This is a genomic window from Corynebacterium sp. sy039, assembly GCF_007904105.1.
Taxonomy (GTDB): domain Bacteria; phylum Actinomycetota; class Actinomycetes; order Mycobacteriales; family Mycobacteriaceae; genus Corynebacterium.
Genome location: NZ_CP042325.1, coordinates 2,037,438 through 2,049,451, shown reverse-complemented (window position 1 = coordinate 2,049,451; position 12,014 = coordinate 2,037,438). Strand labels below are relative to the sequence as shown.

Below are 12,014 nucleotides of genomic sequence, written 5' to 3'. Positions count from 1 at the left end.
TTTTACGAAAGTGATCTGCGGGTTCCATTGACTTGAGTGCCTGTGGTGTCTTACGCATTGTGAGGATGATCGACCCACCGCAATTCGGTAATGCACCGAGTAATACACATATAGTGAGGATTTTTTATGGCACAGGGAACTGTGAAATGGTTTAATGCTGAAAAAGGCTTTGGTTTTATCGCGCCTGAGGATGGGGGCGCAGATGTTTTCGTACACTACTCTGAAATCACTGGTAATGGTTTCCGTACTCTAGAAGAAAACCAGCGTGTTGAGTTCGAGATCGGCGACGGCGCAAAAGGACCACAGGCACAGCAGGTACGTGCACTCTAAAACATATCAGTGAGCTTTGTGCACACTACAGTTTGCACGCTACGGCATGAGCGCAATACGAAAAGCGCATATTGTGGGGCGGGAAACTGCAACAATAACCCCAGGCAATTAACCCAGTGGTAAAGAAAACGACCTTAATTTTCTGCCCATGTGTTAATTTTCTGGGTTTTGCGCTATCTGGTGTCATGATCTGTGGTCATGCAGCCGATAGTGCAGCTAAGGTAGCGAATGTATCAAATGTGCGATTACCCGAGCAGAATAAAATAGCTTATATGCTGCTTTTTTAGGTAAAAGTGCATAGGTGCACCGTACTATTGAGGCAATAAGAAACAAAATTACATAATTATTGATTATTGCTAGAACATCATTAAACACTGAAGTGAGGTTGTATCTTTCATGGCAGATGGCAAAGGCACCAAGAGCCTCGTTATCGTTGAGTCTGCAACGAAAGCCAAGAAAATTGCGCCCTACCTCGGATCGGACTATATCGTCGAGGCGTCAGTGGGGCATATTCGTGATCTGCCACGCGGTGCAGCTGATGTGCCCACCAAATACAAAAAAGAACCCTGGGCACGCTTAGGGGTCAATACAGAAGATAACTTTAAGCCACTCTATGTGGTTAGCCCAGAGAAGAAAAAGAAAGTAACGGATCTTAAAGCCAAACTTAAGCAGGTAGATGAGCTTTTGCTGGCAACTGACCCTGACCGTGAGGGGGAAGCAATTGCGTGGCATCTACTCGAGGTGTTAAAGCCAAAAGTCCCAGTTCGTCGTATGGTTTTTAATGAGATCACCAAGCCTGCGATTCTTGCCGCTGCGCAAAATACGCGCGATCTAGATGAAAATCTTGTCGACGCTCAAGAGACTCGGCGTATTCTGGATCGACTCTATGGTTATGAAGTCTCACCTGTGCTGTGGAAGAAGGTTATGCCACGGCTTTCTGCTGGTCGAGTGCAGTCGGTAGCCACTCGTGTCATTGTCGAGCGGGAACGAGAGCGCATGGCGTTCGTTTCAGCTGATTATTGGGATTTAACTGCTCAATTCAATACCGGCAAAGCCCAAACGAGTGCGGCTGAACCCACCACGTTTAGTGGTCGTTTGGTCAGCGTCGATAAGCGTCGGGTTGCTACCGGGCGAGATTTCACCGACAAAGGTGAATTACAGGGCAATGTGGTGCGCATCAATGCTCAGCGTGCGCAAGAGTTAGCTGCTGCTCTTGAAGGTCAACCGATGACAGTAGCTGCAGTGGAGGAAAAACCCTATACTCGTAAGCCTTATGCGCCTTTTATGACCTCTACGCTGCAACAAGAGGCAGGGCGAAAGTTGCACTTTACCTCCGAGCGCACCATGCGTATTGCACAGCGACTCTACGAAAATGGTCATATCACCTATATGCGTACCGACTCCACTACCTTGTCTGAGCAGGGGCTCAAGGCTGCTCGGGAGCAGGCAGTATCGCTGTATGGCAAAGAATATGTGGCAGATAGTCCGCGACGCTACGACCGTAAAGTAAAGAACTCTCAGGAAGCGCACGAGGCGATTCGCCCAGCTGGTGAATCCTTTATGATTCCAGATCAATTACGCTCTCAGCTTGATGCAGAAGAGTTTAAGCTCTACGAATTAATCTGGCAGCGCACTGTTGCCTCTCAAATGGCAGATGCAAAAGGCACTTCCATGAAAGTAACTCTGGCTGGTGCTGCTATCGATGGTTCTGAAGTAGAGTTTGCCACCACTGGTCGTACCATTAGTTTCCAGGGATTCTTGCGTGCCTATGTGGAAACCAGCAGATTATCCGATGGTCGGGATGTGGCTGATAATGCAGAGCGCCATTTACCGCAACTTACCAAAGGTGATCCTATTGGCGTGGACGCAATCGAAGCCGATGGACATTCTACTAACCCACCTGCTCGCTACACCGAGGCATCATTGGTGAAGAAAATGGAAGACTTAGGCATTGGTCGTCCATCCACCTACGCGTCGATTATTAAAACTATCCAGGACCGCGGCTATGTCTACTCCCGTGGCAATGCCCTGGTGCCAAGCTGGGTAGCATTTGCAGTAGTGGGACTTTTGGAGAAAAGTTTTGCCTCACTTGTGGATTATGATTTCACCTCCTCAATGGAAGATGAACTCGACGACATTGCCGCAGGTAGAGAAAATGGCACCCACTGGTTAAGCGGTTTCTACTTTGGCGATGCCCAGGCGTCAGGAGCCACAGCAGAATCCATTGCGCGCGATGGCGGCCTCAAAGCAATTGTTGGCGATAACCTCGAGTCCATCGATGCTCGTGAGGTCAACTCCCTCAAGCTATTCGACGACGACCAAGGGCGTGCCGTTGTGGTGCGCGTCGGGCGCTATGGTCCTTATATTGAGCGTGTGATTGGGCACAAAGATGGGCAGCCAGAGTATCAACGCGCTAACCTTTCCGACACAATTACCCCAGATGAGCTTAATAAAGAGCTTGCAGAGCGACTCTTTGCTACTCCGCAATCAGGGCGTGAGCTTGGACGAAACCCACAGAATAATCGCATGATTGTGGCTAAGGAAGGTCGCTATGGTCCTTATGTGACTGAGCTGGTCAATGAGGATGAGCGCGAGAAAATCACTGCTCAAGCTGAGCGAATCGTTGCCGAAGAACGCGCTGCAGAGGACGCACAGCGTGCAGCAGAAGGCAAGCGCCCAAAGAATTGGGAGACGAAGACGGCAGCGGCGCAAAAAGAAAAGCGGATTAACCAAATCATTGAAGATACGCTTAAACCGGCTACTGCGTCATTGTTTAGTTCCATGGAACCAGCGACGGTCACCCTAGAAGAGGCGTTGCAGCTGATGTCTTTGCCGCGTGAAGTAGGCATTGACCCTAGCGATGAGCAGATGATTACTGCGCAAAATGGTCGTTATGGGCCGTATCTGAAAAAGGGCACGGATTCGCGTTCCTTGGGTAGTGAGGAGCAAATTTTCACCATTACTCTCGACGAAGCGCGTCGCATTTATGCTGAGCCGAAGCGTCGTGGGCGTGGTGCTACTCCATCTGCACTTAAACATCTTGGTGATAATGACGTGTCTGGTAAGCCGATGAGTGTGAAAGACGGGCGCTTTGGTCCTTATGTCACTGATGGCGAGGTTAATGCTTCGCTGCGTCGTGGTGATGATCCGCTTTCGCTTACCGACGCGCGCGCCAATGAATTGCTCTCTGAGCGTCGGGCGAAAATGGCTGCCGAGGGCAAGCCGGTGAAGAAGGCGACGAAGAAGAAAGCAGTAAAGAAAACCACAAAGCGTGTGGTGAAAGCAGGGGCGAGGAAACGCTAAGCGGCCAGGTGCTCGGTAAGTTAGGTGAGCTAGTTAAGAGCGATCTGCCAAGGTAGGGCGAATGGGGCGTGCTAGTTGCGTCATCATTTTCCTACCGCGTAGCTCTACGGATTTCATGAGCGTCCACCGGGCTTGTTCTGCTTCATTTGCCTGTGCCAGCGTTGCTGCGTTGGTCAGGACTCGCCCAGGGGCGTCTTTGGCTAATTCTGTTAAGCGTGCTGCAGTATTGACCGCGTCACCAATGACTGTGTACTCAAAGCGATCATGCCCACCAATATGACCAGCAACAACGTGACCAGCTGCGACGCCAATGCCAGCTTGGAGTCGGAGATCTTTGAGCTCGTGGCGCATTTCCCGGGCAGTGGCCAGGGCGTGGCTGGTGGCGTCGGAAAGCGAAATGGGAGCACCGAATACGGCTAGGGCTGCGTCGCCTTGGAACTTGTTGATGATGCCTTTGTGCTCGTGCACGACCTTAACGACGCGCTCAAAGAACTTATTGAGTTCTTCTACTACCTCTTCGGGTTCGTGATTGACCGCAAAATTAGTGGAGCCAATAACATCGATGAATACGACGGCGACCTCACGGTCTTCACCACCAAGTTCTGGGCGTTCTTCTAAAGCTCGGCGGGCAACTTCTACGCCTACATAACGACCAAAAATATCGCGCACTCGTTGGCGTTCGTGCAGGCCACGCATCATTTCATTGAATCCGGCTTGGAGAACACCAATTTCGGAGCCATCGTAAATATCTACTTGGACATCTGTATCGCCACGACGCACTTTGTTAATGGCGCGGCGTAATTCCACAATGGGGTCAACGACGCTCATAATCACCAGATATGTGCCCAAGAAACCAGTAATGAGGGCAGTAACACACAGGGCAATAACAGCAGGCATGATGTCTTGAATGTCATCAGTGAAATAGCCTGCTTCGTGGCCAGTAAACATCAGCAAGATACCGATAATTGGCACTCCTGAAGTAATCCCCCAAGTCAGATGGAGTCGATAGGCGATAGGTGGCTCCAGGGTGGAATCCTCAAAGCGACGAGCTAAGGCAGTGGCAGCCAAGGGGCGAATCAGGTGCTCAGATTGCAGATATGTGAGAACCATGACCACGCCACCAGCAAGAGCAGAGACGATAGCAACTACGAGGGCTAGTTTTCCTGAGGTTTGTGCCGTGGCAATGGTGACAATAATAATGCCGATAAACCAAATAAAAGCGCACAGAAAAGACTGGTAAATAGGGATGCGCATAACTAGATTGCGCACCATGTTTTGGTCATGTTTATCTGGGTTGCGTTGCCAGTCAAGCACCGGGCGGAAAAACATAAACGTAAGGACGATGCCTAGGAAAACAGCAACGACGAGATATGCAGGGCCAATGGTGCGCAACATTCCAGGTGCGGAGAGAAATTCTTGAAATTCCGCTAAGGGGACGAGGTAGCGCAGGAACATCATCACTGCAATGGCTGCTAGTACGTTGCTTCCCATGACGGTAGCGGCATAGAGCGGCCAAGAGGTTCCTAAAAGCCATTTGAGTGCGCGCCACAGTCTGGTCATATTTGACTACTTTAATAGCCAATCTCTGCTTTGGGAAAGCGGTGGCTGAAAAACTATGTATCGCTGTGCCATAGCAGCAAGGTTGCTTGTAGGCTGGAGAGCGTGAATGATGTTTTTAGCCAATGGGGTGTGAGCGAACACGTTGCTGTGCGATTGCGGGCAGCAGCTCAGGCAGCGCGAGAAAAACAACAGGGGTCAGCGATGACGCATTCGTGGTTGTTCACTGGTTCCCCTGGTTCTGGGCGTTCTACTGCGGCATTGGCATTTGCTGCTGCATTAGAGTGCGAGCACCCGAGCATTATTGGTTGTGGGCAATGTGCGCAATGCACGGCAGTTCATGCTCGTACTCATGGTGATGTATTTTTTATGGAACCGCGAGAACTTATTGTTTCGGTCAAGACGGTGCGCGAGGAAATAGTGGCACCAGTGGCAACGAAACCGATGGTAGCGCCGTGGCGAGTGGTGATCGTCGATAATGCGGACAGGCTTAATGATCAAGCAGCGAATGCGCTCTTGAAGACTTTTGAGGAACCGCCGACGCACGCTGTTATTATTTTGTGTGCTCCGTCTACTGATCCGGAAGATGTCATTCCGACGTTGGTGTCGCGCAGTAGGCATGTGTATATTCCGCAGCCAACTGCAGCGGAGGTTGCACAATTGTTGATAGGTGAGGGAGTGCCTGAGAATCATGCGCATTTAGCGGCTGTGGCCACTGGTAGTCATATTGGGCGTGCGCGTCGATTAGTGCATGATGAGCAGGCGCAACGCCGTCGCGTGAGTATCTTGAATCTTGCAGAATTAGTGTCGCATGGTGACCAAGCCTTTTTAGCTGTTAGTGATATTGTCAAGCGCATTACTAAGGCTGTCGACGAAGACCTAGGGCAAGAAAATGAGCAGGAGTTAGAAAAACTCCGCACTGCTTTGGGTATGGGCGCTAAAGGGAAAGGCGCGCAAAAAGCCCTTCGAGGGGCAACGACGCAGCTCAAAGAGTTGGAAGCGGTGCAGAAGAAACGGAAAACGCGTGCTTTGCGAGATGCTCTCGATCTGGGTTTGGTGGATTTAGCGGGGCTATATCGAGATGCGTTGATGTTGGCTAGTGGTGCGGCTAAAGGTGCTCATAGTGGGCAGCAGGCGGGAGAGGTGGAGTTGATTCACCCCGATATGTTTGGATTGTCTCAGGAGATGAGTGCTGCTGGTAGTGAAAGTCTCACTGCGTGCATTGACGCGATTATGGAATGTAGGCAGGACATTTCTGTTAATGTGCGTCCAGAAACAGCTCTCGACGCTATGCTTGGCAAAATACGACTTGCTTTAGGGCTTTCCTAGTGTGCTCTGTGGAGTAGGTGATATTTGCTGCTTGGGGTGGACATATTGTAGAGTAATCCCTCGGTATGTTGTGTTGGATACCGTGCCGCTTTAGCTCAGTCGGTAGAGCATCTCACTCGTAATGAGAAGGTCGCGAGTTCGATTCTCGCAAGCGGCTCTGTCAGAACGTCACTCTGGTTACAAGGATTCCTGGCTCAGCTAGGAAGTGTTCAGGGTGGCGTTTTTGCTGTTCCGGGGTGGGGTCGGATTGTGTGGGTTGCTGAGGGGCAAGTAGTGGGTACTCGATGGCAACATCGTCCAAGTGCCGTTATTCGCGTATCTGGCACGATTGTGTTTTCTGGTTGACAGGCAAAGCAGGTATGCGCATACTTATAAGTATGCCTACCAAGAACATTTACGTCTCAGAAGCAGATATGCAACTTTTTGAGGAGGCTGCACAGCATGCCGAAAGCGTTTCGGCGGCTGTTATTCAAGCACTTCAAGACTATGTGAGCGACCGACGTCACGCAGCCAAAGGTTATGAAAAGATAGAACTGACGCTTCATGAAAATGGTGTGCGAAGAAAGGTGATGTTTCATGGTCTAGAAATAACCCGCGTCGAACGTCCAGTGGAAGAGGGTATTCAGATCGATACAATCTATGAAACTGCAAAAGGGCAGCTTGCAGTTGCAACAAAAACTCGTAAGGTCTTGCCCGACTGGGTCAAAGAGAGCTCCCGTATCTGGGATAATCCTCAGACATGGTCGCGAGACTTTTGGGTGGTAGGCGATAAAGTTCTGGCTGTTTATCCAGATATTGCAAGTTTACAGTCGGTGGATGAGTACCTAGCTGAGCGTTGTGAATCCGCACTTTCAGCAAAACCTTTCGAAGTGCTGGACATCTAACAACAAAACATTAAAAGTCGTAGCCTCCTGCTGGTAGTAAACACAGAAAGAACAACAATGACCGCTGAAAAAGCTAAAAAATCCAAACGAGAATCCTCCATGACCCCGGAGGAAATAAAACGCGCCTGGTGGGTCATGGCAGCACTGATGGTATCCATGCTGCTTGCCAGCCTGGACCAGATGATTTTCTCCACCGCGCTGCCCACTATTGTTGGGGAGCTTGGCGGCGTGGATCACATGATGTGGGTTATTACCGCATATATGGTGGGAGAAACTGTCACGCTGCCTATTTATGGAAAACTTGGTGACCTCATTGGCCGTAAAAAGTTATTCATTAGTGCTTTGGTGATTTTCCTCATTGGCTCCATCCTGGGTGGAATTGCGCAATCCATGGATATGCTCATTGCTGGCCGTGCCGTGCAGGGAATAGGTGGCGGTGGTTTGATGATCCTTTCCCAAGCCATTGTTGCTGACATTATTCCCGCCCGTGAACGTGGCCGTTTCATGGGTATGATGGGCGGCATTTTTGGGTTATCTGCGGTGCTTGGCCCACTTCTTGGTGGCTGGTTTACTGAAGGAATTGGTTGGCGCTGGGCGTTTTGGATGAATCTTCCTTTGGGTGCGCTGGCGATTGCTATTGCCATTGTTGTGCTGAAGATTCCTAGCCTGAAGCAAGAGTTTCACTGGGATTACCTGGGCACATTCTTTGTCATTATTGCTACGGTTTCTTTGATCCTGTTCACTACATGGGGTGGTTCTCAGTATGAGTGGTCTGATCCGGTAATTATGTGGCTGATTGGCATCACTATTGTTGCGTCTATCCTGTTGGTTGTGGTGGAATCTCGCGCTAAGGATCCACTCATTCCGCTGAGTTTCTTCCTGAACCGAAACTTTGCTTTAACAACCGTCGCTGGTTTGGTTTTGGGTATTGCCATGTTTGGTGTGTTGGCTTATCTGCCCACGTATATGCAAATGGTTTCCGGCATTTCTGCCACCGAGGCTGGATTTATGATGATCCCAATGATGGTTGGCCTGATGGGTCTGTCCATTATTTCCGGTGCTTTGATTTCTAAAACGGGCCGCTACCGTATTTACCCTATTGTTGGTTCCATTTTGATCATCATTGACCTTGTTTTGTTCAATCAATTAACGGTGGAAACTTCGCTGTGGCATATTGGTGCGCTGCTATTCCTGCTGGGTGTGGGTATTGGTTTGCAGATGCAGGTATTTATTTTGATTGTGCAGAATACGCTGCCTATGGAGGTTGTGGGTTCCGCTACGGCAGTTAATAACTTCTTCCGCCAGATTGGTGCGTCTTTGGGATCCGCTTTGGTTGGCGGGGTGTTCGTCGGGAATCTGAAGGATCTGCTGGGGCAGCGGCTACCGGAGGCTATGGCATCCATGCCGCCGGAGCAGGCTGCGAGTATGCAGGGTGGGCAGATTGATACCAACGACGTCACGCCTGCCGCTGTCCACGCCATGCCGGAGCCGTTGCATAGTGTGTTTATTGGTGCGTATAACGACGCCCTTGTGCCCGTGTTCCTGATTTTGTTGCCGATGATTGTTTTCTCCCTGATTCTTGCGCTGTTTATTAAGCATGAGCCATTGCGTGAAGAATCTTTGGCACAGAAACTGGAGCATGAGGCGGCGTAGTACTTTTATCTTGTTTTTTGACATGGAAATATCATCGAATACCACAGTAAGATGTTGTTGAAAGAGCTGGAAATCATTTTTCACGTCAACTGGAGGCGTTGCAGATAGCAGTGCAAACTCAGGTGCTTGTCATGACCGATAGGTATCTAGTGCCATCGGAAATGAGAGAAATGAGAATAAATACTGTGGTGTAAGTATAAGGGTATTTCTATACATTTTTTAGGAAAAATCAAAAAAAGCTATTGACATTTTTTTGTGGGGGGGGGGTAGAGTCATTGCTCAATGACAACGAAAACTTATAGTCCCCGTGTCAAAAAGTTTTGCACTATTTTGGACGAATCTCTTGCTGTCATTCTGCTCCAAGCAGGGAGCTAGCCTTGTAGGAAAAGTATCTTGATCGTGTGTCTGTATCGGTCGAGAGAAAGAGTTTTGACGATGACCACTTTTCAATGGAAAGTTAAGGTCAACTCGCCGGATGAGGATTCAGGGTGTCTAGATGGATAATGTAATTAGTGTTGAGCATTTGTCAAAGACTTACGGCAAGACTACGGTTCTCAGTGACGTATCACTAACAATACCTAAAGGGGCGGTGTATGGTTTCATTGGCCCTAATGGTGCTGGCAAGTCTACGACAATGAAGATTATTTTAGGACTTGTACAACCTAGTAAGGGTGAGGTAGAGGTATTTGGTGAGCGCCTTACTTCACGCAATCGGCGTGATTTCATGCTTAAAGTGGGTGGAATGATTGAGGAGCCTGCAGGTTATTCTCACTTAACTGGAATCGAGAATCTTGAGGTTGTCCGCCGTCTCTTAGGATTTCCAAGAGAAAATATCGAGTGGGCACTGGATATCGTCGGATTAGGGCAGGCAAAGAATAAAAAGGTTAGTCAATATTCCTTGGGTATGAAACAGCGTCTCGGGATTGCATTGGCTATCTGTCGTCGTCCAGCACTTCTGGTACTGGACGAACCAACCAATGGTTTAGACCCTTATGGCATTGATGAGATGAGAGACTTACTTGCCCATCTGGCTGCGAATGAGGGCACAACCATTATGGTTTCGTCACATATTTTATCTGAACTTGAGAAAGTCTCAACTCACTTTGGCATCTTGAATAAGGGTAAACTGATTTTTGAGGGATCCCGTTCACAGTTGCTTAACGCTCACTCGCCTTCACTATTTGTTCGAGTGGACAACGTTGAAAAGTGTCTTTCGCTATTTCCATCTGCGAGTCAGGTAGGCGGAGGAGTGGAATTGCCAGGTATTCCTGACCATGGCATCACCAAAGTGTGCGAAACGATTATTGCGAGTGATCTACAAATACTTGAGGTAACTCGCTCAAGAGAATCGCTCGAAGAAATTTTCATGAGTCTAACAGCAGAGCGGTAAATATATGTTGGGACAATATTTTTTTATTGAGTTAGGTAAGGCACGAGCGAATAGGCTGTTTGTTATTGCTTTACTTGGAGCAGTTGTAGTTTCGGTTCTATCGACCTATTCACTGTGGCAATCTTCCGATGTAGGTGCTAATGGTTTCGGGTCGGTACTCGTCTCGGAGGCTTTCTTCTCAGCCATTATCTGGCCTATTATTGCTTCAGGCTTGGCCTCGCGTCAGGCCGAAATAGAATACCAACACCGAGGCTGGATTCTAAATGCTATGTCAGGGTTAAAAATTTCTGATGTTTTGCATATCAAAGCAGCTATTGGTTCAATGCTAATTTTGCTTGCCGTAGTGGTACAAGCTGGATTAATTACGGTAATCAGTAAGGTCAATGGCATCCACGGGAATCAGGATGGTTGGTTTGTCTATCATCTGTTGCTCTGGTTCGTTTTGACGGTGTTTTATGCATTCTTTCTATTGGTGGCTTGTGCACTCGAAAAGCAAATCTTTGCGCTCGTATCTGGTGTAGTTTCTGCTTTCATTGCTGTGTTTTGCTTTCTTGTCGACATTACCTTGAAACATATTTTACCGTGGGCCTATTTTGCGATGATTCTTCCCTTCAAGCAGGAAGGTAGGTCGGTAGTTCCTGTGAGTATTGAGTATCTTCCGGTTTGCGGTTTTATTTTTGTGGGGATTGCTATTTGGTTACTGTTGGTACAACGCGTTCGGATCTGGAGATAGAGGGCAATGATTGCAAGTGAGTTGGTGAAGATAAAGCGTACGCGCCTGTGGATTGTTTGTCTGTGTGTGCCACTATTATCGGTGGTTTTAGGTACCTTAAATTTCTTGGGAAATACCGACCAATTAACAAATGGATGGGATTCATATAGCTCTCAGACAGGTTTGTTCTACGCTCTCGTCTTTTTTTCAGTGGGTTCTTCCGTTATCGTGTCTACAGTCTGGAGTGCTGATTTCCGTACTAGCAATTGGAATCTTATATCCAGTTGTTACAGGTCGGGGGCACTGATTTTTGTTGCCAAGGGTTTTGTTTCGTATCTGGCAATTGTAGTTATGCATCTTTTGTATATGCTGCTTACTCTCGGTGTAGCCATTGCTCTAAGTATTGATGGTATTCAAGTAGGCAGCTTTCTAGCAGTGAATTGTCTAGTTTTTGCTATAGCAGCTCCCTTTGCCACTTTTCAGGGATTTCTCTCTTTTGCGACACGAAACTTTTCGTGGCCTGTTGGAATTAGTGTATTACTCTGTGCAAGTGGTTTTTTGGTTGTTACAGGTGAGACATTAGCGTCTCTACGGTTTGTTATCCCGCAAGCTCTCGGAACCTATACACTCGCCTTATCCTCGGCTGCTTTTAAGATTCAAGGTAACTTGCTGTTAAATGGACTTGGTTGTGTCCTTTTTTCCATCTTGCAGTCTGCTGTCTTTCTTTGCCTGAGTGTTTGGCTTTTGCGGCATCGTAACGCACGTGCTTAAGGTATCCATAGTTTGCCCATTATCGGTTCTAGTGAGTCGCCTAGTAACTCGGACACTGCCACAGGTTTTGCGGGTATTTCACCTT

Annotated in this window: 9 protein-coding genes and 1 tRNA gene; 9 read left to right on the top strand and 1 reads right to left on the bottom strand. The window is 48.5% G+C overall.

All coding sequences use genetic code 11. The annotated features are described in order from the left end of the window. Window positions 1-126: 126 nt before the first annotated feature. Both FQV43_RS09210 and topA read left to right on the top strand, forming a co-directional pair. On the top strand, window positions 127-330 hold the full coding sequence (locus FQV43_RS09210) for a cold-shock protein (protein ID WP_144275170.1): 204 nt from the start codon (window positions 127-129) through the stop codon (window positions 328-330). Between the two features lie 396 nt (window positions 331-726). Next, on the top strand, window positions 727-3,633 hold the full coding sequence (gene topA, locus FQV43_RS09205; protein WP_146340140.1) for a type I DNA topoisomerase: 2,907 nt from the start codon (window positions 727-729) through the stop codon (window positions 3,631-3,633). A gap of 33 nt (window positions 3,634-3,666) precedes the next feature. Here topA and FQV43_RS09200 read toward each other — a convergent pair whose 3' ends face one another. After that, complete coding sequence (locus tag FQV43_RS09200; RefSeq protein WP_144275174.1) at window positions 3,667-5,193, bottom strand: adenylate/guanylate cyclase domain-containing protein; 1,527 nt, start codon at window positions 5,191-5,193, stop codon at window positions 3,667-3,669. Window positions 5,194-5,286: 93 nt separating this feature from the next. Here FQV43_RS09200 and FQV43_RS09195 point away from each other — a divergent pair, with 93 nt between their 5' ends. The 7 genes from FQV43_RS09195 to FQV43_RS09165 all read left to right on the top strand — a co-directional run bounded on the left by FQV43_RS09195 (window position 5,287) and on the right by FQV43_RS09165 (window position 11,929). Then, on the top strand, window positions 5,287-6,519 hold the full coding sequence (locus FQV43_RS09195) for a DNA polymerase III subunit delta' (RefSeq protein WP_146340528.1): 1,233 nt from the start codon (window positions 5,287-5,289) through the stop codon (window positions 6,517-6,519). Window positions 6,520-6,603: 84 nt separating this feature from the next. Further along, window positions 6,604-6,676: transfer RNA gene (locus FQV43_RS09190), tRNA-Thr, on the top strand. Between the two features lie 127 nt (window positions 6,677-6,803). Continuing rightward, window positions 6,804-7,403: an EXLDI protein gene (locus FQV43_RS09185; protein WP_210415243.1), complete on the top strand. Its 600-nt coding sequence runs from the start codon at window positions 6,804-6,806 to the stop codon at window positions 7,401-7,403. Window positions 7,404-7,460: 57 nt separating this feature from the next. Next, on the top strand, window positions 7,461-9,056 hold the full coding sequence (locus tag FQV43_RS09180; RefSeq protein WP_246846910.1) for an MDR family MFS transporter: 1,596 nt from the start codon (window positions 7,461-7,463) through the stop codon (window positions 9,054-9,056). Window positions 9,057-9,552: 496 nt separating this feature from the next. Next, the gene (locus tag FQV43_RS09175; RefSeq protein WP_146340138.1) at window positions 9,553-10,446 is read left to right on the top strand and encodes an ABC transporter ATP-binding protein; all 894 of its coding nucleotides are present in this window, start codon (window positions 9,553-9,555) and stop codon (window positions 10,444-10,446) included. A 4-nt stretch (window positions 10,447-10,450) separates the two neighbouring features. Then, complete coding sequence (locus tag FQV43_RS09170; protein ID WP_144275182.1) at window positions 10,451-11,179, top strand: hypothetical protein; 729 nt, start codon at window positions 10,451-10,453, stop codon at window positions 11,177-11,179. 6 nt (window positions 11,180-11,185) lie between these two features. After that, window positions 11,186-11,929, top strand: coding sequence for an ABC transporter permease (locus FQV43_RS09165; protein ID WP_146340136.1), 744 nt, complete (start codon window positions 11,186-11,188; stop codon window positions 11,927-11,929). The last annotated feature ends 85 nt before the right edge of the window (window positions 11,930-12,014 follow it).

Coding starts and splice junctions, on each gene's coding strand:
- FQV43_RS09210 (WP_144275170.1), top strand. CDS start 127: ATGGCACAGGGAACTGTGAAATGGTTTAATGCTGAAAAAGGCTTTGGT.
- topA (WP_146340140.1), top strand. CDS start 727: ATGGCAGATGGCAAAGGCACCAAGAGCCTCGTTATCGTTGAGTCTGCA.
- FQV43_RS09200 (WP_144275174.1), bottom strand. CDS start 5,193: ATGACCAGACTGTGGCGCGCACTCAAATGGCTTTTAGGAACCTCTTGG.
- FQV43_RS09185 (WP_210415243.1), top strand. CDS start 6,804: ATGGCAACATCGTCCAAGTGCCGTTATTCGCGTATCTGGCACGATTGT.
- FQV43_RS09180 (WP_246846910.1), top strand. CDS start 7,461: ATGACCGCTGAAAAAGCTAAAAAATCCAAACGAGAATCCTCCATGACC.
- FQV43_RS09175 (WP_146340138.1), top strand. CDS start 9,553: ATGGATAATGTAATTAGTGTTGAGCATTTGTCAAAGACTTACGGCAAG.
- FQV43_RS09170 (WP_144275182.1), top strand. CDS start 10,451: ATGTTGGGACAATATTTTTTTATTGAGTTAGGTAAGGCACGAGCGAAT.
- FQV43_RS09165 (WP_146340136.1), top strand. CDS start 11,186: ATGATTGCAAGTGAGTTGGTGAAGATAAAGCGTACGCGCCTGTGGATT.